Origin of the sequence: Kitasatospora sp. SUK 42, from assembly GCF_015776785.2 — a bacterium.
GTDB lineage: Bacteria > Actinomycetota > Actinomycetes > Streptomycetales > Streptomycetaceae > Kitasatospora.
On the sequence record NZ_LFMD02000003.1, the window covers coordinates 83,420 to 107,166 of the forward strand.

General features: G+C 71.1%; 23 protein-coding genes and 1 pseudogene. 7 read left to right on the forward strand and 17 right to left on the reverse strand.

All coding sequences use genetic code 11. From position 1 onward, the window contains the following. Positions 1-23 precede the first annotated feature (23 nt). Together RZ50_RS09940 and RZ50_RS09945 are read right to left on the reverse strand one after the other, a co-directional pair. On the reverse strand, positions 24-1,781 hold the full coding sequence (locus RZ50_RS09940; protein WP_217680428.1) for a DUF1906 domain-containing protein: 1,758 nt from the start codon (positions 1,779-1,781) through the stop codon (positions 24-26). Positions 1,782-2,000: 219 nt separating this feature from the next. Next, positions 2,001-3,047 (reverse strand): hypothetical protein, encoded by a 1,047-nt coding sequence (locus RZ50_RS09945; protein ID WP_217680430.1) that lies wholly within the window; start codon positions 3,045-3,047, stop codon positions 2,001-2,003. Between RZ50_RS09945 and RZ50_RS09950 the strand changes: the two genes are divergently transcribed. Continuing rightward, the gene (locus RZ50_RS09950) at positions 3,040-3,321 is read left to right on the forward strand and encodes a hypothetical protein (RefSeq protein WP_217680432.1); all 282 of its coding nucleotides are present in this window, start codon (positions 3,040-3,042) and stop codon (positions 3,319-3,321) included. The genes RZ50_RS09945 and RZ50_RS09950 overlap by 8 nt on opposite strands. A gap of 90 nt (positions 3,322-3,411) precedes the next feature. Here RZ50_RS09950 and RZ50_RS09955 read toward each other — a convergent pair whose 3' ends face one another. From RZ50_RS09955 to RZ50_RS09970, 5 genes are all read right to left on the reverse strand, one after another. Then, on the reverse strand, positions 3,412-3,633 hold the full coding sequence (locus RZ50_RS09955; protein WP_196949282.1) for a hypothetical protein: 222 nt from the start codon (positions 3,631-3,633) through the stop codon (positions 3,412-3,414). A 61-nt stretch (positions 3,634-3,694) separates the two neighbouring features. Then, positions 3,695-3,817, reverse strand: coding sequence for a hypothetical protein (locus RZ50_RS29700; protein ID WP_256463702.1), 123 nt, complete (start codon positions 3,815-3,817; stop codon positions 3,695-3,697). A 154-nt stretch (positions 3,818-3,971) separates the two neighbouring features. Then, positions 3,972-5,147: an MAB_1171c family putative transporter gene (locus RZ50_RS09960; protein ID WP_196949283.1), complete on the reverse strand. Its 1,176-nt coding sequence runs from the start codon at positions 5,145-5,147 to the stop codon at positions 3,972-3,974. Then, positions 5,147-5,671, reverse strand: coding sequence for a hypothetical protein (locus RZ50_RS09965; RefSeq protein WP_196949284.1), 525 nt, complete (start codon positions 5,669-5,671; stop codon positions 5,147-5,149). The genes RZ50_RS09960 and RZ50_RS09965 overlap by 1 nt, the downstream gene beginning before the upstream one ends. Before the next feature lie 64 nt (positions 5,672-5,735). Continuing rightward, positions 5,736-6,293 (reverse strand): hypothetical protein, encoded by a 558-nt coding sequence (locus RZ50_RS09970; RefSeq protein ID WP_196949285.1) that lies wholly within the window; start codon positions 6,291-6,293, stop codon positions 5,736-5,738. A 191-nt stretch (positions 6,294-6,484) separates the two neighbouring features. Here RZ50_RS09970 and RZ50_RS09975 point away from each other — a divergent pair, with 191 nt between their 5' ends. Next, positions 6,485-7,474 (forward strand): helix-turn-helix transcriptional regulator, encoded by a 990-nt coding sequence (locus tag RZ50_RS09975; RefSeq protein WP_196949286.1) that lies wholly within the window; start codon positions 6,485-6,487, stop codon positions 7,472-7,474. Positions 7,475-7,506: 32 nt separating this feature from the next. Here RZ50_RS09975 and RZ50_RS09980 read toward each other — a convergent pair whose 3' ends face one another. Genes RZ50_RS09980 through paaK form a run of 3 tightly spaced genes read right to left on the reverse strand, consistent with a single transcriptional unit; the run spans position 7,507 to position 10,107 of the window. After that, the gene (locus RZ50_RS09980; RefSeq protein WP_196949287.1) at positions 7,507-7,974 is read right to left on the reverse strand and encodes a GNAT family N-acetyltransferase; all 468 of its coding nucleotides are present in this window, start codon (positions 7,972-7,974) and stop codon (positions 7,507-7,509) included. Positions 7,975-8,032: 58 nt separating this feature from the next. Then, entirely contained in the window at positions 8,033-8,704 is a 672-nt protein-coding gene (locus tag RZ50_RS09985; RefSeq protein ID WP_196949288.1) for a methyltransferase, read from the reverse strand. Positions 8,705-8,739: 35 nt separating this feature from the next. Beyond that, the gene (gene paaK, locus RZ50_RS09990; RefSeq protein ID WP_196949289.1) at positions 8,740-10,107 is read right to left on the reverse strand and encodes a phenylacetate--CoA ligase PaaK; all 1,368 of its coding nucleotides are present in this window, start codon (positions 10,105-10,107) and stop codon (positions 8,740-8,742) included. A 276-nt stretch (positions 10,108-10,383) separates the two neighbouring features. Between paaK and RZ50_RS09995 the strand changes: the two genes are divergently transcribed. From RZ50_RS09995 to RZ50_RS10005, 3 genes are all read left to right on the forward strand, one after another. After that, the gene (locus tag RZ50_RS09995) at positions 10,384-11,928 is read left to right on the forward strand and encodes a hypothetical protein (protein ID WP_217680434.1); all 1,545 of its coding nucleotides are present in this window, start codon (positions 10,384-10,386) and stop codon (positions 11,926-11,928) included. A gap of 98 nt (positions 11,929-12,026) precedes the next feature. After that, positions 12,027-12,425 (forward strand): hypothetical protein, encoded by a 399-nt coding sequence (locus RZ50_RS10000; protein WP_196952132.1) that lies wholly within the window; start codon positions 12,027-12,029, stop codon positions 12,423-12,425. A gap of 247 nt (positions 12,426-12,672) precedes the next feature. Beyond that, positions 12,673-13,836 carry an ROK family transcriptional regulator gene (locus tag RZ50_RS10005; protein ID WP_196952133.1) on the forward strand — a complete coding sequence of 388 codons (1,164 nt, stop codon included), beginning with the start codon at positions 12,673-12,675 and terminating at the stop codon, positions 13,834-13,836. A 153-nt stretch (positions 13,837-13,989) separates the two neighbouring features. Here RZ50_RS10005 and RZ50_RS10010 read toward each other — a convergent pair whose 3' ends face one another. Next, positions 13,990-14,763, reverse strand: a complete 774-nt coding sequence (locus RZ50_RS10010; RefSeq protein ID WP_196952134.1) for a GntR family transcriptional regulator — start codon at positions 14,761-14,763, stop codon at positions 13,990-13,992. Positions 14,764-15,052: 289 nt separating this feature from the next. Here RZ50_RS10010 and RZ50_RS10015 point away from each other — a divergent pair, with 289 nt between their 5' ends. Next, the gene (locus RZ50_RS10015) at positions 15,053-15,859 is read left to right on the forward strand and encodes an exodeoxyribonuclease III (RefSeq protein ID WP_196952135.1); all 807 of its coding nucleotides are present in this window, start codon (positions 15,053-15,055) and stop codon (positions 15,857-15,859) included. A gap of 491 nt (positions 15,860-16,350) precedes the next feature. Here the strand turns inward: RZ50_RS10015 and RZ50_RS10020 are convergent, their stop codons facing one another. The 4 genes from RZ50_RS10020 to RZ50_RS10035 form a co-directional block, all read right to left on the reverse strand. Next, positions 16,351-17,400, reverse strand: coding sequence for a serine protease (locus RZ50_RS10020; RefSeq protein WP_254802438.1), 1,050 nt, complete (start codon positions 17,398-17,400; stop codon positions 16,351-16,353). A gap of 54 nt (positions 17,401-17,454) precedes the next feature. Continuing rightward, positions 17,455-18,549, reverse strand: coding sequence for a serine protease (locus RZ50_RS10025; RefSeq protein WP_217680436.1), 1,095 nt, complete (start codon positions 18,547-18,549; stop codon positions 17,455-17,457). A 120-nt stretch (positions 18,550-18,669) separates the two neighbouring features. Then, on the reverse strand, positions 18,670-18,873 hold the full coding sequence (locus RZ50_RS10030) for a hypothetical protein (RefSeq protein ID WP_196952136.1): 204 nt from the start codon (positions 18,871-18,873) through the stop codon (positions 18,670-18,672). Positions 18,874-19,461: 588 nt separating this feature from the next. Next, on the reverse strand, positions 19,462-20,064 hold the full coding sequence (locus tag RZ50_RS10035) for a hypothetical protein (protein WP_196952137.1): 603 nt from the start codon (positions 20,062-20,064) through the stop codon (positions 19,462-19,464). A 350-nt stretch (positions 20,065-20,414) separates the two neighbouring features. Between RZ50_RS10035 and ltrA the strand changes: the two genes are divergently transcribed. Beyond that, complete coding sequence (ltrA, locus tag RZ50_RS10040; protein WP_256463712.1) at positions 20,415-21,593, forward strand: group II intron reverse transcriptase/maturase; 1,179 nt, start codon at positions 20,415-20,417, stop codon at positions 21,591-21,593. Positions 21,594-21,711: 118 nt separating this feature from the next. On the opposite strand, the pseudogene RZ50_RS10045 reads toward ltrA, so the two are convergent. Together RZ50_RS10045 and RZ50_RS10050 are read right to left on the reverse strand one after the other, a co-directional pair. Further along, positions 21,712-22,179: pseudogene (locus RZ50_RS10045) on the reverse strand (IS630 family transposase); the annotation flags it as partial. Between the two features lie 222 nt (positions 22,180-22,401). Further along, entirely contained in the window at positions 22,402-23,724 is a 1,323-nt protein-coding gene (locus tag RZ50_RS10050) for an MFS transporter (RefSeq protein WP_196952138.1), read from the reverse strand. Positions 23,725-23,747 lie beyond the last annotated feature (23 nt).

Here is a 23,747-nt window from a genome sequence, read left to right on the forward strand (position 1 = left end):
GACATCGACATCTCGGAGTCGCCTCAGTTCCAGTGGCCGGTGAGGGGCTTGTCTCCGGGGTTGCCGTACTTGGCCAGCAGCTGGCCGCCGTTGACGGCACCGAAGAACTCCTGCGTGTCCGGCCGGTAGACGCCGACCTTGTCCGTGCCGGAACCGTCCCAGTCACCCTTGATCGGAACATCGTCCGGATTGCCGAACGTCACCCGGTGGTCATCGTTCGCGGGCCCGTTCACATTCGCGTCCGACAGGTGGAACGTCTGGGTGTCCGGGTCGTACACACCGACCGTGTCCTTACCCGTCCCACTCCAATTCCCCACGACCGGCTTCCAGTTCGGATTACCGAACGTCACCCGGTACTTCGGCGTGAGGTTGTCCACCGTCAGGTAGAAGGCCCCCTCGGACGGCCGGTACACCCCGATCGTCTGCTTCCCCGTACCGTCCCAGTCCCCCACCAACGGCACGTCGTCCTTGTTCCCGAAGACCGTGTACACAGCCACGTTCGCGTTGTCACCGGTCAGGAAGAACTCCTGAGTCGCCGGCCGGTACACCCCGACCGTGTCCCGCCCCGGACCCGCGAAATGCCCCACCAACGGCATGTCATCCGCATTCCCGAACATGTTCCGACCGACGTCCGCACCGTTCCTGTCCGCCACGTAGAACGTCCGATCCGCCGCCCGGTACACACCGATCCCCGACGGAGTCGCGGACTGGGGCCGGCCGGCAACGACGTCGAGATAGTCCCGGTCGATGCGCAGACCGGCGCCGCCCCAGTTCTCCGAGACATCTGCCGCGTACTGGTGGATCCGCTGGTGACCGGTCCAGGCGCTGGCGGGAACATTCCGGTCGTTGGTGTCGGCGACGCCGTTCCAGGCCGCTATGAAGATGACGTCGGGGAGGTTGTAGCCACCGCCGATGTTGCGGGCCAGATCGGCGATTCCGGAGTCGGAGCTGCTGTAGACCCCCGACTTGTAGCCCCTGGCGTGCAGTTCGGCCGTCCAGGCGGACAGGTATCCGAGCACGGCCCCGGAGTACTGGGAGGAGTAGGCCTCCATGTCCTCGTAGAGCACGCTTCCCGGGCCGAGGCCCAGGGCGGCCGCCTGTGCGACGGCGTCGTCGGCGGCGGCGGCGCCCTGGCTGCCGGGCGAGGTGATCCCGGAGGACTGCAGTCCGGCGTAGATCGGCATGAACCGCCAGCCGGCCGCGGCCTGTTGCTGGACCCAGCCGGCCGTGAGATTGGGCTGCGCACAGATCCGCTTCGGACCGCCGATGTAGATCCCGACGGCGCCGTACGGTGAGTTGGCGCGCCAGGCGCTCATCGTCCCGGAGTCGGGGGCGGCGCACGCGTCGAAACCCTTGCCCGTGAAGGTGGTCACGTCGGCCGGAAGCGCGGCGGCAGCCGTCGCCGCGAGGCCCGCGGCATCGGGTGCGGTGGCACGCGGCTGGGCGGGGGCGGTGGTCGGGAAGCCCGCGTCGGCCAGGATCCTCCGCACGAGTTCCTGGTCCGTGTCGTAGGTGGCGGTGACGCGCAGACCACCCGTGACCGCCTTCAGTTCATGCGCCACGGGGTTGACGGTGGTTCCGGGGGCGGCGGCTTCGTCCGGCTCGACGAGCAAAGCCTCGGTCCGCCCGCTCTGGAAGTGGGCCGGGCAGTCCTGCCTGACGCCCGGCGTGCCGAGGTAGACGGCGTGCCGGTCGAAGTGCACACAGGTGCCCGGGTCGGCCGCCAGATCCACCACTTGCCAGTCGGAGGGGACCGCGAAGTGGTGTCCGCGATAGGTCACGTCGCGCAGGCCGGATGGCTGCGCCGAAGCGGCGCCCGCCGCTCCGGGCACGACACCGCAGAGTGCGGCGGTGACGGTGAGGGCGCCTAGCGTTCGACGGAACGGCAGGCCTGATCGGTGCTGTTTGAACAACGGGGCTCCTTGAGCGGAGCCGGCCGCGGGAGGACCTGCGGCCGGCCGGCGATCAACGGGTGAATCAGAGATGTGCCGCTACGTCAGTCAGTTCCAGTGGCCGGTGAGGGGCTTGTCACCGGGGTTGCCGTACTTGGCCAGCAGCTGACCGCCGTTGACGGCGCCGAAGAACTCCTGGGTGCTCGGCCGGTAGACACCGACCTTGTCCGTCCCGGAACCGTCCCAGTCACCCTTGATCGGAACATCGTCCGGATTGCCGAACGTCACCCGGTGGTCATCGTTCGCAGGCCCGTTCACATTCGCGTCCGACAGGTGGAACGTCTGGGTGTCCGGGTCGTACACACCGACCGTGTCCTTACCCGTCCCACTCCAATTCCCCACGATCGGCTTCCAGTTCGGATTACCGAACGTCACCCGGTACTTCGGCGTGAGGTTGTCCACCGTCAGGTAGAAGGCCCCCTCGGACGGCCGGTACACCCCGATCGTCTGCTTCCCCGTACCGTCCCAGTCCCCCACCAACGGCACGTCGTCCTTGTTCCCGAAGACCGTGTACACAGCCACGTTCGCGTTGTCACCGGTCAGGAAGAACTCCTGAGTCGCCGGCCGGTACACCCCGACAGTGTCCCGCCCCGGACCCGCGAAATGCCCCACCAACGGCATGTCATCCGCATTCCCGAACATGTTCCGACCGACGTCCGCACCGTTCCTGTCCGCCACGTAGAACGTCCGATCCGCCGCCCGGTACACACCGATCCCCGACGGAGTCGCGTCGATGACGCTGTTGTTGCGGACCGGCTTGAACGTCCCGTAGCCGGAGAAGTAGGGGTACGGGATCGTCCGGTGGTGAACGCCGCTACCGGTGAACTCGTAGGCGTCGTAAGAGGTGTGCGTGCCGTCGGTCCACCCGTTGAAGATGGCGATGTGTCCGGCGGCGCCCGAGGCATCGTTCAGCAGGGCATCACCGGGCTTGAGGTCCTCCTTGCTGTTGAGCCAGGAGGCGACACCACTGGGAACGAAATCCGGTGTGGCCAGACCGGGGGTGCCCAGCTTCCACGCCATCGAGGCGTAACCGGAGCAGTCCGTGCGGTAGCCCTGGTACGTGGCGTTCCCGCTGTACTGGAGGTTCTTGTCCACCCAGGTTTGCGCGCGGGCGATGACCTCGGAGCGGGTGATCTTCGGCCCGACGGCCAGCGTGGAGGCGACCCCGTCGGCGGTCGAGCGCTGGGTCCTGATCGGTGTGCTCGGCCCCTGGCCGGCGCCGCCCTTGTCGTTGTCGACGACGTTGACGGACGGCGTGGGGTCAGTGGATCCGGTCGGCTGGGCGCTCGCCGGGCCGGCGCCGAGGGCGAGGGCGGACAGCCCGGCGGCCATGAGGACCGAGGTCGCCCGGGTCGCGGAACGCAAGTAGTGCACAGGTGTCTCCTGTTCGAGGCATGAGTGGACGGCCGGCGGCGCGCGAACGACGGTGCGACGTCGGCTACCGGCGCTGCCGGTGCGGTCAGTGCTGAAAGATGACGGTGTATCCGTCGAAGCCGATGCCCGACGCGGCGAGCGCGTCGGCCACGAGACGCCGCGCCCTGGCTCGCGCGGCCTCGGTCGTGGCGGCACGGATGTAGAGCACGATCCCGATCCCCCTCGGGACCGCCCGCACCCGGAGGTGTTCCATGGCGGTTTCAGGTGTCGCGTGAGCCCAGAGGATGTCTTCGAGGGCGTGGATCACGTCCTCCGTGGGCGTGTTCGGTCCCGTCGGCATCAAGGTGAGATGGACGGGAACCACCAGGTCAGTCCCAGCCGATGCCGACCGGGGTCGCCATCCCGGAGACGGCGGACACGACGAGCATCGCCGTTCCGGACAGGGCGACGGTGGTGAGCGCGGCGGTGACCAGTCGGACGATTTTGGACATGCTGCTTCCCCCAGGAAACGAACGGCGATCGGGACCGAGCGCCCTTCAGACGCTGGTACTTGGCGGATCGACCGCCATCCCGTTGATCACCATCCTGCTGGGGGGCGGACGGCGGCGGAAGGTTTCTCCCCCGTCCGCATCCGGCCTGACCGCATCAGGACGCTGAGGGCCTCGCGCCCGCGCGCAGCGGCGCGTAGGCGGCCGCGACCTTGAGCAGCCACGCCACCTCCTCGCTGGGCGTCCTGGCGCGCGCAGGGCCCGGGAGCGTGTCGGCGGCACCGGCCCGCGGTTCGGGGTGGAGGGCGGCGAACAGCCACGCCGCTTCGGCGCGGGCCCGGGCGTCCTCGCCGTCGTACGGTGCGTCGGCGGTGTCAGGTCGCCCCGCGCCCATCGCGATGGCCCGGTCCCGCAGGACGAGCGCGGCGTCGCGGATCTCGAAGGCGCGGTGGGCCACGTCGAGGGTCCGGTCGCCGAACGTGAACAGGTCGCGGGTCCGCCCGACCCTGGGACCGAACGCCACGGTCGGTGCGGCCTCCATCAGGTCCGACCACAAGGGGTGGAGTCGCCACAGCGCGGACTGGTCACCCAGGTAGCGGGCGAAGGTCCGCAGCGGCGGCAGGGCGAGCCCGAGCAGGATCAGGAGCAGGGCGGCCACCGGGAGTATCCGGGAGGCGAGGTCGTACGGCCCCAGTCCGTCCGCCGGCGGTGCGGTCTGACGGGCGAGGAAGTACACCCGGTAGAGCGTGTACGCCACGCCGGCCCCGAATCCGGCTGTCAGGAGCAGGAGTCCGGCCCGCAGCAATCCCGGCGGCACACTGCGCCGGTTCGACCAGAACAGTTTGGCCGACAGCAGGGAGGACGTCCCGAGGTAGGCGTAGAAGATGCCCTCGTACGCCCGGACGGCCGGGTCGGTGAGGTGCACGTCGGTCACCAGGGTCGCGGGACGGCTTGGGTCAGGGTCGTGCTGGAAGAAGAAGACGAACAGCACGGTCAGGGCCGACGCGGCCGCCACCACCAGGGCGATCCGGATCCACTCGACCGCCCTTCGCCGCGGCCCGCGGCCGTGGACCGCGATCACGTACTCCACCATCAGGTAGGTGGATGCCAGCCCGGCGAGGTGCTTGATCAGGACGGGCAGGTCCGGCGATCCGGTGCAGGCCCGGACGAGGTGCTCCACGCTCGGCGGGATCATGCTGATCATGACGGCCATCCCGGCGAGGGACCCCCACAGGAACCGGGACGGGCGCGAGCCCCGGAGCGCGGACGGCGCCCGCCAGATCACCGTTGTCCACAGCAGCACGGGCAGGATGACCTGGGAGTGGGTGTCCATCAGTCTCCTCGCCAGCCTCGCAGCCGGCGGATCGGGTGGGCGAGGCTGGCGGCCAGTCGACGCGAGGACGGGGTGCCTATTCGGTCGGCACCGGCCAGGTCGGCCAGGAGCACGGCGATCATCTCGGCCTCCTGTTCCTCCACCGTGGCGAAGTTGCTCCGGGCCAGGCCGAGGGCCTGCGCTATCAGTTCCGGCGTCAACTCGGTGAAAAGGCCGGCCAGTCGGGACAGTTCGAGGTTGCCGGTGTGGCCGAGCAGGAGGTGGCCCAGCTCGTGCAGCTTGATCAGGTCCTGGTGCGCCGGGCTGGTGTGCTGCTCGTAGAACACGACGTCCACGCTCGGCAGCGCGATCCACAGGCCGCAGGGGGCGTCGGATCCGAGCTCGGGCAGCGGTTCCATCGCGATCGGCCGGCCCCGCGATCGCGCCAACTCCTCCCGGAAGCCGTCCACCGTGAACGGGTCGGGCAGCTCGATCCCGGCGAGGATGCCCTCGCACCGCCTGCGCAGGTTCCGGGGCACGGGCATGGCGAACGGCGGATCCTTCGTGTAGGTGGATTTCGTGTAGGTGGACGACGAACCGTCACTCACCTTATCCCGGAAGGCCTTCTCCACTCCCGTCAGATCGATCCCGGTCGCCGCCGGTCGCGCCGGACGCCTCCTCCTCCAACGCCTTCAGCCGGTCGGCGAGTGCGACCAGCATGTGGAGGCTGTTGTCGGACAGCCCGGAGGCGCGCTGGGCGAGGCCGACCACCTCCGCGTTCCCGAGGACGGCCCGTAGACCCGCGAGCCGCTCCAGGCCTTGGAGTTGCTCGCCCACCAGCGCCGCTCGCGCGTCGTCGAGGAAGTAGGTGGCCCCGGAACGGATGCCGAAGGCGAGGCCCAGCCAGTCCAGCGTCTCGACCGTGGGGTTGGGCGCGTGGCCGTTCTGGGTCGAGGCCTGGTGCAGATTGCGGATGGTGTCCTTGGAGATGACGTTGCGTCCGGCGATCCGGTTGATCCGCTCGGCCAGCTCCCGGTATCCGGGCGCTCTCCCTCCGGCCCTGGAGGCCTCGCCCTGGATGAGGGCGTCGAGCCGCCCCGCGATCTTCCGGGCGCGGCCGGGGATCGGGTGCAGGTGCTCCGGGTTGCCGTCTTCCAGTCTCTCCATGTCGGCCGCCTCCGATCGTCCGGGGCGCTCAGAGTGCCCAAGGCGATTTTAGTAGTCGCATCGTTGTCAATTCAATCTGCGCGCCCGGTTCACCAACGCCAACCCCTACCCCCTGCAACCCACTTGATCGGCTGAGGTCAAGAACCTTATGCTGGTGGCGAATTTAATAGCCACGCGACCGGGGGTGGGTCATGTTGGTCATTCTGGGGTTGGACAGCACGGCGGAGGCCGTCTACCGGGCGATGCTCTCGGATCCGGGCGGAAGCATGCAGAAGCTCTGCGATCAACTGGGCATCTCGGAGAGCGTGGCGCGCGAGGCCCTGGACCGGCTCGCCGACCTACGGCTCCTGCGTCCCTCCCGGGACCTGCCCGGCACCTTGCAGCCGGTCAGCCCTGACCTCGGCCTCGAACTCCTCCTGCGGCGGCAGGAGGAGGAGCTCGCACACCGCCGGGAGCAGCTCGAACTGGGACGGGCCGCCGCGGCACGCGCGATCGCCGAGTACGCCGACCTGCGACCGGACGCCCCGTCCGCCACGACCGAGCGCCTGGTCGGGTTGGACGCCATCCAGTTCAAACTGGAGAACCTCGCGCGCGAGGTCTCCGAGGAGTGCCTGTCGGTGATGCCGGGCGGAGCCCAGTCGCAGGCCAGCCTGGACGCCTCCCGGCCACTGGACGAGGCGGCCATGCGCCGCGGGGTCTCGCTCCGGACGCTCTACCAGAACAGCGCGCACCACGACCCCGCGACCCTCGCCTACGCCCGGTGGATGACCGAGGAGGGTGGCGAGGTCCGCACCTGCCCGACGCTGCCGCCGCGGATGCTGGTCTTCGACCGCGAGGTCGCCGTCGTCCCGATCGATCCGTCCAACACCAGGCTCGGCGCCCTGTGCACCCGCGAAGCCGGGATCATCGCCGCCTTGGTGACCCTCTTCGAACAGACCTGGCGCGCCGCCAGCCCGCTCGGCGTCGACGAGTCCAAGGACGCCCGGACCGGACTCGGCGACACCGAGCGGGAACTGCTCACGCTGCTCGCGTCCGGCGTCACCGACGAGGTCGCCGCCCGCAAGCTGGGCATCTCGGCCCGCAGCGTCCGACGCCAGATGGCCGCGCTGATGGAGCGGCTCGACGCGTCAAGCCGCTTCGAAGCCGGGCTCAAGGCGGCCCAGCGCGGCTGGCTGGACTGACAAGGCCCAAGGGGACCAAAGGGTCCAAGGCGTCAGCTCGCCAGTGGCTTGACCCAGCGGCTCCACTGCGGCTCGGGGTGGTAGCCGGCGGACTGCCAGGTGCGGTGGCCGAGGGCGTTGTCGTCCAGCACCATCGCGTCCGCGCGACGGCCGCCGAGGGTGGCGAAGCGCTCCTCGGCGGCCGCCAGCAGGGCGGCGCCGATGCCCCGGCGACGGTGCCCGGGGTCGACGGCGAGGCGGTAGAGGTGGCAGCGCCAACCGTCCCAGCCCGCGATGACGGTGCCGAGCAGGACCGCCGGGCCGGCCGCCGCCGAGCCATCCGCCGCCGGGCCGTCCGCCGCCGTGGCGACGATCAGGCAGTCCGGGTCCCGGGCGAGCAGCGCCGCCACTCCGGCCTCGTCGTCCGTGATGCTGGTGCCCTTGGCGGCCCGCGCCCAGAGGGCGAGCACGGCGGGGATCTCGTCGGAGGTGGCGGGGCGCAGCGCGATCTGTTCGGTCATGGCGGCCTGTCTAACAGGCCGTTCCGCCCCGCCACCCGGAATTTCAGCCCGTGGACGGTCAGCCGAGGCGCCACACCGTGGTGGTCTTGACCGAGGTGTCCTCCAGGTCCGCGACCACCGGCACCTGGTACGCCGCCACCGCCGTGAACCGGTCCCGGGGCAGGTAGGCCCGGCCCGGGTCGCCGACGATCACGGTGGCCCCGCGCGCGGCGGCCCGTTCCAGGAACGGCAGGAAGCGGGCGGCCATGGCCCGTTCGTAGAACACGTCCCCGGCCAGCACCACCTCGGCCGGGGCGCCGTCCCCGTCGACCAGGTCGACCAGCGCGCCGTCCACCCGTACGCCGTTGACCTCGGCGTTCAGGCCGATGGCGGACACCGCGAAGGCGTCGATCTCGGCGGCCCGGACGTCCTTCGCCCCCCGCAGCGCGGCCGCCACCCCGACCAGTCCGGATCCGGCGGCGATGTCCAACACCGCCCGTCCGTCGACGAGTTCGGGGTGGTCGAGCACGTAGCGGGCGACCGCGACCCCGCCCGCCCAGGCGAACGCCCAGAACGGCGGCGGCAGTCCGGCCCCGCCGCGCTCGCGCTCGGTGGTCTCCCACAGGGCGATGGCGTCCTCGGCCATGTGCAGTCGGATCTCGGGTACGAAGGGGACGGGCTTCAGCTCGGTCTCCCGCCGGATGAAGGCAAGATCGGCGCCCGCCTGGAGAGTTGGCAGCTCACTCGGCATGCCCCGCAGCATAGAGCCCGTGCCGGGACACCCGCTCACCCGCGCTCGTCCACCACCCGCCTGATCTTGCCGACCGAGCGCTCCAGCGTGTACGGGTCCACCACCTCGACCGCGACCGAGACGCCCACCCCGTCCTTCACCGCCCGGACGATCCCCGCCCGCGCCGCCTCCCGCAGCTCGGCGGACGACTCCGGGCGGGCCTCCACCCGTACCGTCAGGTGGTCCATCCGCCCCTGCCTGGTCAGCCGCAGCTGGAAGTGCGGGGCGACGCCCGGGGTGCGCAGCAGGATCTCCTCGATCTGGGTCGGGAAGAGGTTCACCCCGCGCAGGATGATCATGTCGTCGCTGCGCCCGGTGACCTTCTCCATCCGCCGGAAGGCCGGGCGGGCGGTGCCGGGCAGCAGCCGGCTGAGGTCGCGGGTGCGGTAGCGGATGACCGGCAGCGCCTCCTTGGTGAGCGAGGTGAAGACCAGCTCGCCGCTCCCGCCCTCCGGCACCACCTGGTCGGTGAACGGGTCCACCACCTCCGGGTAGAAGTGGTCCTCCCAGATGTGCAGCCCGTCCTTGGTCTCCACGCACTCCTGCGCGATGCCGGGGCCGACCACCTCGGAGAGGCCGTAGATGTCGACGGCGTGCAGGTCGAGCCGCTCCTCGATCTCGCGCCGCATCTCCTCCGTCCACGGCTCGGCGCCGAAGATGCCGACCTGGAGCGAGCTCTCGCGCGGGTCGACGCCCTGGCGCTCGAACTCGTCCAGCAGGGTGAGCAGGTAGGACGGGGTAACCATGATGATCTCGGGGCGGAAGTCGCAGATCAGCTGCACCTGCCGGGCGGTCATGCCACCGGAGGCCGGGATGACCGTGCAGCCGGCCCGCTCGGCGCCGTAGTGCGCGCCCAGGCCGCCGGTGAACAGCCCGTAGCCGTACGCGATGTGCACCTTGTGGCCGGGCCGGCCGCCGGCGGCGCGGATCGAGCGGGCGACCACGTCGGCCCACATGGACAGGTCGTTCTCGGTGTAGCCGACGACGGTCGGCCGGCCGGTGGTGCCGCTGGAGGCGTGGATCCGGCGGACCCTCTCCATCGGGACGGCGAACATGCCGAACGGGTAGCCCTCGCGCAGGTCGGCCTTGGTGGTGAAGGGGAAGCGGGCGAGGTCGTCCAGGGTGCGGCAGTCCTCGGGGTGCACGCCCGCGGCGTCGAACTTGCGGCGGTAGAGCTCGACGTTGTCGTACGCGTGCCGCAGGGTGGCCCGGAGTCGGGTGAGCTGGTGGGCGCGCAGTTCGTCGACGCCCATCCGCTCGCCGGCGTCCAGGAGTGCGGGCGGGATCGGCTCCCCCAGGCGCCGGCGCGGCAGGCGTGGGCGCGGGTCGGGTGCGCTGCCGGTCTCGGGTGCGCTGCCGGTCATCGTCGCTCCTTCGCAGGTCGGCCGATCACGGGCGCCCAACCGATCGTTCGGTCAGGGCAAGCCCAGGCCAAGTAACCCAGCACCCGAACCACCTGTCAAGGGATCGCACAGCGGTTACGGAATGTGAAGTTCCGGTGCTTTCCTGTCGGGATCGCTCCACTCGCTTGGTTAGCTGATATGAAAATCATTACGGAAGTTTGACCTGCTCACGGCCGCTTCCGGCCCGGGCGCGTGGTTCAGTAGTGCGGCTTCCCCCCGCACCCCGGAGTGATCACCGTGTCCTCGACCCCTGCCCTGGTCAGCGCGCTGCGCGAACTCGGCGACCGGCCCGCCGTCGTCGCCGACGGGCGCGCGATCAGCGGCATCGGCCTGCTGCTCGGCGTCTCCCCGCCAGGCGGCCTGCCCCGCACCCTCGCCGAGCGGGTCGCCGAGCACGCCGCCCTGCCGCCCTCCGCCGCCCGGGCCGCCGAACAGCGGCTCCGGCACTGGGCCGGCGTCCTCGGCCCGCCGCCGATACGGCACACCCTGCTGCACCCCGCCACCGACCTCGCCGTCGAGCTCGCCCTCGCCACCCTGCTGGCCGGCGGCACCGTGCACTGCGCCGACCCCGAGCAGCACCCCGACGCCCAGCTCGCCGCCGTCGCCGCCAACGGCACCACCCACCTCAGCCTGCCCTCCGCCCTGCTCTGGCGGCTCAGCCGCCGGCCCGGCCTGGCCGAGCACGACCTCGGCGCCCTGCGGCTCGTCCTGCACGTCGGCCCCGAACCCCGGCAGGACGACGTGTACGCCGCCGTCGAGGCGCTCGGCGCCGTCCTGGCCCACGTCCGCGCCCCGCACAGCCAGGCCGAGGCCGCCGACCGCCGGCTGCGCGCCGACGCCACGGCCGCCACCGCCGCCGCCTGGAAGCACAGCATCGGCGTCACCGCCGAACAGGTCACCGAGTTCGGCGCCCACCTCGACCGGGCCGTCCTCACCGCGCTGCTGCACACCCTCCAGCAGGGCGGCGTGCTCACCGAACCCCAACGAGGCTGGTCCGAGCCCGAGTTGCTGGCCACCGCCCTCGTCACCCCCGCCCAGCGCCCCCGGGTCGGCCGCTGGCTGGACGCGCTCGCCCGGCACGGCCTGATCGCCCGCCACGACGGCGGCGCCCAGGGCCCGATCTTCCACGGCGGGCCCGAACTCACCGCGGCCGAGGTCCGCGAGGCCTGGCGTCCGGCCGCCGAGGCCTGGGCCGACGGCCTCGGCCCGGCCGCCGCCCTGGACCGGGTACGGCGCGGCGCGCTGCGGCTGCCCCGGCTCATCACCGGCGCCGAGGCACCCCGGCCCGCCGCCGCACCGGTCCGCTGGGCCGCCGCCCGCGGCTACCTCGGCGCCGCCCTCGGCGCGCTGGTGCGCGGCACCGCCGAGGCCCACGAGGGGCCGGAGCCGCTGCGGGTGCTCGAACTCGACCGCGACGGCTCCGAGACCGGCATCGCCCGGGCCCTGGCCGCCCGCCCCCGCCAGAACGCCGACCACCACCTCACCCCGGACGGCGGCCGCTACGACGTCGTGGTGGCCACCGCCACCGGGCGGCCGGAGGAGGAGGTCCCGGCGCTGGTCGGCCTCCTCTCCCCCGGCGGCCGGCTGCTGCTGCTCGCACCCGTCGCCGAGCAGCTCGACCTGCTGATCACCGGCGACGCCCTCGGCCTGACCGCCCACCCCGCCGAACGGTGGCGGGCCGCGCTCACCGCCGCGGGGTGCCCGACCGTCCTCACCCTGCCGGAGGACGGGCACCCGATGGGGCTGCTGGGGCAGGGGCTGTTCGCCGCCCGGGTGGACTGAACCTGACCGTGCGTCCGGCGGCAGGACCCGACCGTGCGCCCGACGGCTGGTCCGGACCAAGGCTGGACGGCCACCGTCAGCGGGCTACGATCAACGCCATGGCCGCTTCCGTGCGCTCGATCCGCTCGATCCGCTCGATCCGCTCCCGGGCCTCACTGGGCTCGATCGCCTCCATCGGTTCCATCGGCGCGGTGCTGTCGATCGGCTCGGTCACCTCCGTGCTGTCGGTCGGCTCGGTCGGGTCCGCGCTCTCCCTCGGATCGGCGGGCAGCATCCTGTCCATCGGCTCCGCCGGCAGCGTCCTGTCGATCGGCTCGGCCGGATCCGTACTCTCCCTCGGATCGGCCGGCAGCGTGCTGTCGATCGGCTCGGTCGGCTCCGTCCGCCGCGTGCTGTCGGCCTCCTGGCCCAGCATCGAATCCCTGCTGCCGATGCGAGCGCGCCGGTCCGTACGGTCCCGCTTCCCCGGCTTCGGCCCGCCCGTGACCAACCGGTGAAGCCCGGGTCACGCACCGCCACCCGATCAGTACCATTTCGATACCGAAGCCCGGGTGAGCTGCGGGAATCCTCGCGGCCCGGGCAGGTACCCGGGTAGGCTCCGGCTTGTCCACCGGGCCTTCGTGCGGGCGGCGCCGCGCCGCCCGTGCCGCGTTCCGTGGCACACCCCCCGCGGGCCATTCGGTGGGTTCCGCGCACTCGACACCGCGCGCCAGGGCAGTCGCGCGAACGGCGAAGGGCATCGCATTGGCGGATCGGCTCACCGGAGGAGACTCCTCGCTGCTGCGGCGGATCAACGCGGCGGTCACGCTTCGGGCGCTGCGGACCGGCCACTCCGTGACCCTCACTCAGCTCGTCGGCGAGACCGGCCTCTCCCGGCCTACCGTCGAGGGCGTGATCGAGGGTCTGGTCGAGACCGGCCTGGTGGCCGAGGTCGAACAGCCCCGGGAGGACGGCCAGCCGGGCACCGGCCGCCGCGGCCGCCCGGCCCGCTGGTTCCGTTTCCGCGCCGAGGCCGGGCACATCCTCGGCATCGAGATCGGCGTCCACGACATCCGGGTCATCCTCGCCGACCTCACCGGCGAGGTGGTGGGCAGTCACTTCAAGCCGGTGGACGAGACCCTCGACGCCGAGGAACGGCTCGCCGCCGTCCGCACCGCCGTCGCCGAGGTGCTGCGCAAGGGCGGGATCTCCCGGGACAACCTGTGGTCCGTCGGCATCGGCACCCCCGGCATCGTCGACCGCGAGGGCACCATCCAGCTCGGCACCGCGATGCCCGGCTGGACCGGCCTGGACCTCGGCGCCCGGCTGCGGCGCTCCTTCCGCTGCCCCGTCCTGATCGAGAACGACGCCAACCTCGCCGCCATCGCCGAACACTGGCAGGGCGCGGCGGTCGGCGCCGACGACGTGGTCTTCGTCATGGCCGGTCTCAGCCCCGGCGCCGGCTCGCTGATCAACGGCAAGCTGCACCGCGGCTTCGGCGGCGCGGCCGGCGAGATCGGCGCGCTCCACCTGCTCGGGCAGGAGGTCACCCCGGAACGGCTGCTCTCCACCACCGGCAAGCCGCTCAACCCGCTGGACGAGGCCGCGGTCGCCCGCGTGCTGCGGCTGGCCCGGGAGGGCGACGAGGTCGCGAAGGTCGCGATGGACCGTTTCCTCACCCGCCTGGTGCAGAGCGTCGCCGCGCTGGTCCTGGCCATAGACCCGCAGCTGGTGGTGGTCGGCGGCTGGGCGGCCGGGCTGGACGGCGTGCTGGAGCCGCTGCGCGAGCGCCTGGCCCAGTTCACCCTGCGCGCGCCCGAGGTGGCGCTGGCGGCGCTGGGCTCGGAGGTCGTCGCCATGGGCGCCCTGCGGGTGGCCATGGACCACGTCGAGGACCAGCTCTTCGCCGTCGACCCACCGCGGGCGTAGACCCGGGGCGGGTCGGGCGGAGCGGCGGGCCGGGGCCGTGGGACGGGGCCGCAGGCCCGTCTCCGCAACGGCCGCCGCAACGGCCCGCGCAACGGCAAAGGCCCGGACGCCGCTGGGGCGTCCGGGCCTCGACCTGAGGGTGTCGGAAATGGTTCAGGAGGCGGTGCGGACCTCGGCCGCCGCGCCGACGGGGGTGACCTCGACCAGGCCGGTCTCACCGAAGGTGAGCTTGCAGGTGTCCGCCCGGTAGGTGGAGACGGCGAGCGCGACCAAACGGCCGGCGGAGGCGTACTGGGTGGTCATCACCAGCACCGGAGTGCCCGGGGAGCGCTCCAGCAGGACGGCCTCGGCGGCCTCGGCGACACCCAGCTCGACGGCACGGGACTCGCCGTCCACCTCCAGGCGCTCCAGCTGGCGCAGCACCGAGCGGGCCCGGTCGCTCTCGGCCCTGAAGCCCGGCAGGTGCGGCAGCGCGGAGGCCGGCACGTGCAGCGACTCGGTGGCCATCGGACGGCCCTCGACCAGCCGGACCCGGCGGACGGTGTGCACGGTGGCACCCTCGGCGATGCCCAGGTTCTGGGCCAGCTGCGCGGAGGCGGGCGCGGTCGTGCAGTCGACCGTGCGCCAGGCCTGGCTGCGCCCGACACCGGGCCAGCCCTCCTCCTGCCGGTTCACCGGGACACCCACCCGCGGGGCGGCGACCAGCGTGCCGATCCCCCGGCGTCGCACCAGGCGGCCCTCCAGCTCCAGCTGGTCGAGGGCCTGCCGCAGCGTCGCCCGGGCCACGCCGAAGCGGGCGGCCAGCTCACGCTCGTTCGGCATGACCTGACCGGTGGAGAACTCCGAGTCGATGGCCCGCAGCAGCACCGTGCGCAGGTGCCAGTACTTCGGTTCCGGCACCGCCGAAAGCTGTCCTGTCGTCCCCACCGTGTCCTCCACCCTGGTGTTGTCCGCCCTACGACAAGGAGGGCGGAACCCGGGCCCACTGCTCGCAGTCGCGGCAGGTGGGAGAGCGGGCCTTTATCCGTCCTTCTTTATTAAAGGTCCTTGCAGTAAGTGACCCTAGGGGCTCTGTCCGGAGATGGTCAAGACCAATGGCACGGCTTGATGCGACCGCGACACGGATTCACGCCGCGTTCACGCCCGCACCGACGCACGCCCCGGTCACCGCGCGTCACGCTTCGGGGCCGGCTCGGGCACTGGGTAGGCTGCTCGGGTGATCGTGGTGACGAGTGTGAACGTGAACGGAATCCGGGCGGCGGCCAGGAAGGGCTTCGTCGAGTGGCTGGCCGGGACGGAGGCGGACGTGATCTGCCTCCAGGAGGTGCGCTCCGAACCCGAGCAGCTGCCCGTCGAACTGCGCGACCTGGACGGCTGGCACGCGATCTGGGCACCCGCCGCCACCAAGGGCCGGGCCGGCGTCGCGGTCCTCTCCCGCCAGGAGCCGCAGCGCACCGCGATCGGCTTCGGCTCCGAGGAGTTCGACGACTCCGGCCGCTACGTCGAGATCGACCTGCCCGGCCTGACCGTCGCCAGCCTCTACCTCCCCTCCGGCGAGGTCGGCACCGAGCGCCAGGACGAGAAGGAACGCTTCATGGCGGAGTTCCTCGTCCACCTCACCGCCCTGCGCGCCCGCGCCGCCGCCGACGGCCGCGAGGTCGTGGTCTGCGGCGACTGGAACATCGCCCACCGCCCCGAGGACCTCAAGAACTGGAAGGCCAACCAGAAGTCCGCCGGCTTCCTCCCCGAAGAACGCGCCTGGCTCTCCCGCGTCTACGACGAGGCCGGCTACGTCGACGTCGTCCGCGCCCTCCACCCCGACCGCACCGGCCCCTACTCCTGGTGGTCCTACCGCGGCCGCGCCTTCGACAACGACTCCGGCTGGCGCATCGACCTCCAGGTCGCCACCCCCGGCCTCGCCGCCAAGGCCGTCGAGGCCTACGTCGAACGCGCCGACACCCACGCCGAGCGCTGGAGCGACCACGCCCCCGTCACCGCGGCGTTCGATTTCGACATTAACTAACCATCGAATTCCTACAGTTGACGAATACGCCGACACCGGCCCTGGGCTGACCGCACGACACCAGCCCAGGGCCCGCTCACATCGGCTCACGTGGCCTGTGCTCGCGCCTGATCGGCTCCGCGGGCAACGGGTCAATGGCGAATCGACCTGCTTTGTAGAACTTTCGGCACCGCCACCAGGCTGGCAGGCCTACGCTGGGCGGCCGTCCTTCCACCCCGAGCGGTGGGTTTACCACGCTCCATGAACGTCGCTTACCCTCCCGACAGCATCGTGCATGCGGTTCAGCCGCTTCTTGGCATCGTCTCTCTTCATCAAGGGCCGACTCCCGCCATCGACCGCCGCGTCCTCGGCCGCGCTCGGCGGCGTGCCCCATGACCGTCGTCCGGTTGATGGCCTCCCGATCGCCCGGGCGCACAACCCCTGATCGCCACCGCCTGTACGGCCGGCCACCGAGGTCACCGGTGGCCGGCCGCACAGGGCCGGACGAGAAGTCAGGCCGCGCGACCCTGCGCCCAGGTGTAGAGGCGGTGTGCGCTGTCACCGAGGCGCGTGGCGTAGAGCGTGTTGGTCGGGCCGCCCGCGAGGTCCTCACTGGTGGTGGTGACGCCGACGACGGTGCCGGTGCCGGTCCGGGTGTCGAACTGTGCCAAGTGGGGGCCGCCGCTCGCCCCGTGCGACATGTCGCAGGACTCACCCCACAGAAGAGGGGCCTTGGGTCCGGACTGGGCCGGTCCGGCGCAATGGATCATGCGTGACCCGGCGTACTTGGCGTCGGGGTTGTTGAGCCGGTCCTTCGGGTACCCGAAGGTGTGGACGAACTCGTCCTTGGCGGGCTTGGTGAACGCGATCCGCTGGCTTCCCGTGACATCCGCGATCCGTCGGCCCTCGGCCGAAGGGTTCGCCACGAGGACCCCCGTGTCGTAGCCGGCGACGGCGACATCGGCCGAGGTCGTCCTGCCCGGATCGGCGTCCCAGCGGGAGGAGGTGGCCACCTCCTTGATGCTGAAGCCGCCAAGCGGCTTCGTGCCGTTGCGGTAGCCGGGCACGAAATAGAGATTGTGGTTCCACGTCGCGTCGGTGGCGGCGGCTCCGACGCCCCTCAGGCAGTGCGCCGCCGTGATGACGGTGCTGCGGTTCGCACTGGTGACGACCGTTGCGGTGCAACTGCCGTCGTAGCCGTCGGAGAAGGTGAAGAAGAGCCGGCCAACGCTCTTGTCCACCGCTCCGCCGTGCGTCCAGGTGGCTCCGGGATCCGGTGTGTTCGCGGGAAGCGGCTGCGGATCGTCAGGCGTGTTGTCGTCCTCGGGCACGGGGGTGATCTCGGGGACCATGGCGCCCGCCAGCTTCATCCGCTCGGCGGTCCAGTAGGCGTCGATCCGGCTGCGCTCCTGTTCGGTCGTGGCGCCGGAATGCGTGGTGACGGATTCCCGTTCCGCGGCGAAGGCCGTGTTCGGCAGCAGCACGGCCGCCGTGGTCGCGCTCAGCAGGAGGACTCCCGCGGCGGCGAACGTGCGGGGGAACGCTCGGTGTGTGGTTGACATCGTCGCCAATCTCGGTTGGGTTCGGTTCGTTTCGAGCACGGCTCCGCCGACGCTTCAGGAGCGTTCGGCGGCCTTGTACAGCGGCTTCGTGATCGCGGAGGTGAACTGCGGGCCGACCAGGTGTCGGGTGCAGGCCTCGTCGCCGCGGGCGCAGACCCGGCCCGAGGAGTCGAAGAAGGCCCCCTGGGTGTTGTCACCCACCACCGTGCCGATCCCGGAGGAGGGGTCGAAGTCGGCGACGCGGGGACCGCCACTGGAGCCGCCGCCCATCACGCAGGGGGCGCCCCACTCGCCCCGGGGCTCCGGGTGCTCCACGGTGCCGGGGTACTCGCGGGTCTGCCCCACGCAGTGGGCGAGCCTGGCCCCGGTGTACTCGGGCAGTCCCGCGCGGGTGGGATCGCCCGAGGCCTCGCGCGGATAGCCGAACTCGTGGACTGGGGCGCTGCCCGGCCGGTCGAAGCCGATGCGCTGTGCGGCGCCGACCGCGTCCTGCACGCGTTTGCCCGCGGTGTTGGTGTTCAGGACCAGGAACGCCTGGTCGTACGCGTCGTACTTCAGGGCGTTCTGCTCGTCGTTGAGGAGCCAGGTCGCGTCGGCGACCCCGGCGCGGGCGACGAACCTGCCGTACGGCGCGAGACCATCGCGGTAACCCGGGACGAACATCTCGTTCGACAGCAACTCGTCGTTCTCACCGAGGAGGTCAGGGCTGTTGACGCAGTGCCCCGCCGTGACGACGGTGCTGCGGTTGGCGCTGTTCACGACGGTCGCGGTGCAGCTCTCGTCCTCCCCGTGGTCGGTGAAGAAGAGTCTGCCCACCGTCCTGCTGAGGGCGTCGGCGCCGGTCCACGGAGCACCGTCGGGAGCGGCCTTGGGCGGATTGTCGGACGACGGCGTCGTCAGGGCGGCCATCCGCTCGGGGGTCCAGTGGTCCAGGACGGCCTGCTGCTGCGCGGCCGTGACCGCCTCCGGATGGACGACCACCCGGCTCGTGGTGGCCGCCCCGTCCTTCGCGGCGTGCCCGGCGGCTCCTGCGGGCGCAGCCAGCACCGTGCCCGCCGCCAACACGGCTGTCGTCAGGACGAACCGGGTGCGCGCTCGGCCGCGGATCCTGTCGCGGTGACCGTCGATCCGGCCATGTGTTTGTGACATGCACGGCACCGTAGGAGCGGGATGTCAGGTTCTCGTCTGGGGGGAGTTTCATCCGTTCATCGGTACCGGCAGATTCCGGTAACCGGCGTTTCATCCTTGTATCGATAACGGCCGCACCCCTCACCGGCCCACCTCCCAGGTGCGGTGGCCGAGTTCGGCACCGGCCGGGGTGCGGGCGGCGTCGACGTCCTCGGTCTCGGGGGTGTTCGTCACGATCGTCTCCGACTCGTCCCGGGCCGGGAGTCGAGGGGAGTCGATCTGCTCGCCGCCGCGTCGCTCGGTGGCCTCTGCTGCTCTGGCCCCGGCGACGAGGGAATGTGACACGGTGGACGAGAAATCTTCGAGGGCGGCGCTCTTCGAGGCGCACCGGCCCCGGCTGCGGGCCGCCCTGCCGGACCGGCGCCAGCGCGTTCGCCGGGCGCCCGCTGCCACCGTGTCACCGTGTCACCGTGTCACCACGGTCCCGCGAGGTGGGAACGCCGGCTGTCCGGGCCGTCGCCCGGTGCCGCGCCGGCAGGCGGTGCGCCGCGGGGCGGGGCAGGCGGTCGGCCCGGACCGGACTGCCGGGTGGGGCCGGCCGGCCCCACCCGGTGGCCCGGGACGGGGTTCGTGCGTCACAGCGGCCTCCGCTGTCGGACCCGCGGGACGCCACCGGGGCGATGCCGGCGACACAGAGCATGCTGGCCGCAACGGTCAGCGCGGGTGCGCGGCGACCGGCCGAACCGGCACGGCCCCCGCTCGTACCCGGGCCCGGCTGACCGGCGGCAGCCGGCCCTTCGCGCTCCAGGCCAGCGACCCTTATCGCCCGCCCGGTCGGCGGCACCGAGCGGGCGGAGGGCAAGGGTCGCCAGCCGCCGATGGCCGTCACCCCCGCTGGGTGACGGCCACCGAACAGGGCTCACACCGTGGTCACTAGCACGGCCACGGCGTGGTGACGTGGCCCGTCACGGTGTCCACCGCCACCGTCCTGCCCTCGCTGGGAATGCAGAAGTAGTAGGTGGGATGCGGGTTCTGCACGACGGGCTCATTGAGGTACAGGGGCTTGAACGCGCCGGTGTGCCCGGCCTTGACGGCCAGATCGTGGGCCTGGACCTCCGTCATGGTGAACGGGGAGATGGCCTGGATCCCGATCGGGACGCTCCACGGCTGCGTGCTCTGGTACTGACCGGTGGTCGAGTACTTGTACTCGAAGGACGGCTCCGAGTCCTTGGCCCGGAAGCGGATCCACCAGGCCTGGACGTCATTGGGGTTGGTCGTGGGTGTCAGCAGGACGGCGTCCGCGTCGTAGAACTGCGAGCCGGGGTGCTCCTGCTGCGCCTTCACCTTGGCCTCCCGCACGATCTGTGTGAGCGGGAGGTGGGATGCCGCGCTGGCGGTGGACGGGGCGATCGGCAGCAGCGACAGGGCCGTGGCGGTCGCGGCGAGCCCGATCCGTGCCCGAAGGCGGCGGCGTGATGTCCGGCACCCGTTCAGTGCGGGTGTCGCGGGCGTGCGGGCGGTGCGCGTGGTGTTCATGTCCTTCATCTCCTTCGACCCGGACCCTGCGTGGTCACGGTGGAAGTCGACTGCCGGGTTCGGCGTGAGCGGTGGCCGACGGGCGAGAGGTCCTCGGCCGGGCTCCGCGGGGATGCAGCCTCCCGGGGTCCAACGGTAGGAAGGTCTCCGGGCGCCGTCTCCTGGCCGTCATCCTCGCTGAGCCGAACAGGCGAACCTCTCACCCGGAGCGATGCCCGTCCGGGGTTTCGCCGCGCGGTCCCGGCCGGTGGGCCCGATCCTGTGCCGCTCCTTGATCATCGCTGACTGTTACGAGGCGGTGACACGATCTGCTCGAAGTAGGCGTCCCAGCCGACGAGCCTGTAGATCGTCTGCGTCGGGACCTGAAGTCGCAGACGTTCACCCCGCTCCCCGTGCGGGAGGTGATGATCCCGAAGGGCGGCAGCAGTGGAAAGCTCCGCCGTTTGGGCATTCCTCCCGTGGGTGACAGAGTCGTGCAAGCGGCTCTGAAGCTGGTACTGGAGCCGATCTTTGAGGCGGACTTTCTCCCGTGCAGTTACGGGTTCCGCCCCAAACGGCGGGCCCAGGACGCGATCGCCGAAATCCACTTCTTCGGATCCCGCTCCTACCAGTGGGTCCTGGAAGCGGACATCCAGGCGTGCTTCGACGAGATCTCACACTCGGCCCTTATGGACCGGGTGCGGGCGCGGATTGGAGACAAGCGGGTCCTGGCCCTGGTCAAGGCGTTCCTCAAGGCCGGAATCATGCACGCTGACGGCACCGCGGACGCCTCGATCACCGGTACGCCGCAGGGAGGAATCCTGTCCCCGCTGCTGGCCAACATCGCCCTGTCCGCCCTCGACGAGTACTTCGCCGAGATCTGGCAGAGCTACGGCTCGGATTATCAGCGCACCGCGCGTCGCAAGCGTGGCCTGCCCATGTGTCGCCTCGTCCGCTACGCGGACGACTGGGTGGTCATGGTGTCGGGCACACGCGAGCACGCCGAGGCTCTGCGGGTCGAGGCCGCAGCGGTCCTGGCGCCGATGGGCCTGCGCCTGTCGGAAACCAAGACGCAGGTGGTCCATATCGACGAGGGCTTCGACTTCCTGGGCTGGCGCATCCAGCGTCGACGGAAACGAGGCACTGCCCGGCAGGTCGTCTACACCTACCCCTCGAAGAAGGCCCTGGCCTCCATCGTGGACAAGGTTCGGGCGATCACCGGCAGATCGAAACACCGGCATCTGTCCGAACTGCTAAGACAGTTGAATGCTGTCCTGCGCGGCTGGTGCGCCTACTTCCGGCACGGCGTGTCCGCAGCCACGTTCGGTTACCTCGATGAGTACGCCTGGCGTCGAGTGACCCGCTGGTTGCGCAAACGGCACCCCCGCGTCTCGTGGGCGTCCTTGATCCGCCGCTTCCTCCCGGGGAGACGGCCGACCGAGGGTGGGATCTCGCTGTTCAAACCCCAAGAGGTGGCGGTAGTTCGCTACCGATACCGGGGACTGCACATTCCCACACCATGGACAACTCCACCAGCTGCCGTCAGCTGACTCAGCGGCAAGAACACGTGGAGAGCCGGATGCTCGGAGACGGGCCTGTCCGGTTCGGCGGACGGGCCGGGGAAACGGAATACCAGAAACGGTGCTACCGCGCCCCGGTCCGACCCGACTCGTCGACGCACAGGACCAGGGCCCGCTCCGGCGGGTCCAGGTAGAGCCCGACCACGTCGCGGACCTTGTCGATGAACTGCGGGTTCTTCGACAGCTTGAAGGTGTCGACCTGGTGAGGCTTGAGCCCGAAGGCCCGCCAGACGCGGCCGACCGTGGACTTCGACAGCCCCGTCTCGGCGGCCATCGACGCCCGCGACCAGTGGGTGGCGTCCTTCGGGGTGCGTTCCAGGGTGGCGACGACGATTTCCTCGATCCGCTCGTCACTGATCTTCCGTGGAGCGCCGGGGCGTTGCTCATCCGCGAGCCCCTCCAGCCGGCGCTCCAGGAAGCGCCGCCGCCACTTGCCGACCGTCTGCGGCCAGATGCCGAGCTCGGCGGCGACCTCCTGGTTCGTCTTTCCGTCCGCGCAGCCGAGCACGATCCGGCACCGCTGGGCCAGCGCCTGCGACGACTTCGCCCGCCTCGATCAGCGGACCAGCGTCGCAGTCGAACCCGAGACCGTGATCTACAGCGACGCCGAGGTCACCCCCGGCAGCGGCAGTGAACACCACGAGGGCGCCGTCGCTGCCGAGTTACTCGCTGCCGAGACCGAGCCCGATGGCAGGGCGCGCCGCCCGGGCGGGGGCCGACCGGCGCTGACTGGCAAGGACCCGGACTGCGCCCGCACCGCTCTCCCCGTATCGACGCGTCACACCCGCTGGTGTCCGGTGACGGGGTTGGCAGACGGCGTCTGGTCAGGTCGATTCGCGAGGGTCAGGGCTGTGGCAGCCAGGAAGGCAGCCGTGGCGGCGAGCGTGGCTGCTGACCAGCCGAACCTTGTGACGACAGTGGGGCCGAGTGCTGTGCCGAGGCTTCCGCCGATGAAGTAGACCACCATGTATCCGCTGTTGTATCGAGCGGGTGCGGTGGGGTCGATCGCCAGGACGGTGCTTTGGTTGGCGACCTGTGCTGCGAACAGGCCGGCATCGAAGAGTGCCAGGCAGGCCAGTGTGGCGATCACGCTGTGGAGGGTGAACGAGCTCGCCAGCGCAGCGGTAGATGCCAGGAGTAGGCCGACGAGGATGACCTTTCGGGCACCGATGCGGTCAGTGGATCGGCCAGCGATCTGGGTAGCGGCGATCCCGGACAACCCAGCGAGCCCGTATACGCCGATCCGCTCGGGCGAGTACGTGAAGGGTGGTTGGGAGAGCGCGGCTGCCAGGCCTGCCCAGACGGTGCAGAATCCGAAGAACCACAGCGCGCCCCGCAGTGCGGCGAGCCTCAGGACCCGGTACCGGACGAAGAGCCCAGGTAGGGAACGAAGGCTGTTGAACAGGCCTCCGGTTGCCGCGTTGCGCGCGTTTGGCAGCACGAGCAGGCAGCAGAGCGCGCATACGGCACACCCAGCGGCGAACATCCAGAGCATGCCGCGCCATCCGAAGTGGTCGGTGAGGAGTCCACCGACGATGCGCCCGGACAGAATCCCGGCTGAGATTCCGGACGTGACGATTCCCAGCGTGGTAGCGCGCCGGTGAGGCTGTGCCAGCCGTCCGGCGATGGAGCTCATGCCCGCACCGACCACAGAGAAGGCGCCAGTCACAGCGGCCAACGCGCCGAGTGACGGGATGCCTCGGACGAGGGCGCTGAACCCGAGTGCGGTGCCGAGCACAGCGAACTGGACAGCCATGACCTGGTTGGGTGGGTAGCGGTCCACGAGCGGAACCAGTACGGCCAGGCCGATCATGTAGCCGATCGGGCCCAGGGCCAGTGCGAGGCCGACTTCGGCGATCCGCGACCCGAGCGAGCCTGCGACCTGCGCGACCGAGGGCTGCAGTACGTAGATGGTGGAGGTTCCCAGCGCCGCCGCCGCCGACATGAAGATCACTGCCGCGCCGGCCGGTCCGCCCCTCCGCTCGCGCGCGGCCGACAGCGCGACCTGCGCGTCTGGATCGGTGACGTCGCAGCGGCGATCTCGTGCCGCTTGGGCCGGACCGTCGCGCAACGGGCGGGGACAGTGCTCTTTTTCGGTCATGCGTCCACGGTCGCTAGGATCCG

Coding starts and splice junctions, on each gene's coding strand:
- RZ50_RS29700 (WP_256463702.1), bottom strand. CDS start 3,817: ATGTCCAAAATCGTCCGACTGGTCACCGCCGCGCTCACCACCGTCGCC.
- RZ50_RS09960 (WP_196949283.1), bottom strand. CDS start 5,147: ATGGACACCCACTCCCAGGTCATCCTGCCCGTGCTGCTGTGGACAACG.
- RZ50_RS09965 (WP_196949284.1), bottom strand. CDS start 5,671: ATGCCCGTGCCCCGGAACCTGCGCAGGCGGTGCGAGGGCATCCTCGCC.
- RZ50_RS09970 (WP_196949285.1), bottom strand. CDS start 6,293: ATGGAGAGACTGGAAGACGGCAACCCGGAGCACCTGCACCCGATCCCC.
- RZ50_RS09975 (WP_196949286.1), top strand. CDS start 6,485: ATGTTGGTCATTCTGGGGTTGGACAGCACGGCGGAGGCCGTCTACCGG.
- RZ50_RS09980 (WP_196949287.1), bottom strand. CDS start 7,974: ATGACCGAACAGATCGCGCTGCGCCCCGCCACCTCCGACGAGATCCCC.
- RZ50_RS09985 (WP_196949288.1), bottom strand. CDS start 8,704: ATGCCGAGTGAGCTGCCAACTCTCCAGGCGGGCGCCGATCTTGCCTTC.
- paaK (WP_196949289.1), bottom strand. CDS start 10,107: ATGACCGGCAGCGCACCCGAGACCGGCAGCGCACCCGACCCGCGCCCA.
- RZ50_RS10000 (WP_196952132.1), top strand. CDS start 12,027: ATGGCCGCTTCCGTGCGCTCGATCCGCTCGATCCGCTCGATCCGCTCC.
- RZ50_RS10020 (WP_254802438.1), bottom strand. CDS start 17,400: ATGTCAACCACACACCGAGCGTTCCCCCGCACGTTCGCCGCCGCGGGA.
- RZ50_RS10025 (WP_217680436.1), bottom strand. CDS start 18,549: ATGTCACAAACACATGGCCGGATCGACGGTCACCGCGACAGGATCCGC.
- RZ50_RS10035 (WP_196952137.1), bottom strand. CDS start 20,064: ATGAACACCACGCGCACCGCCCGCACGCCCGCGACACCCGCACTGAAC.
- RZ50_RS10050 (WP_196952138.1), bottom strand. CDS start 23,724: ATGACCGAAAAAGAGCACTGTCCCCGCCCGTTGCGCGACGGTCCGGCC.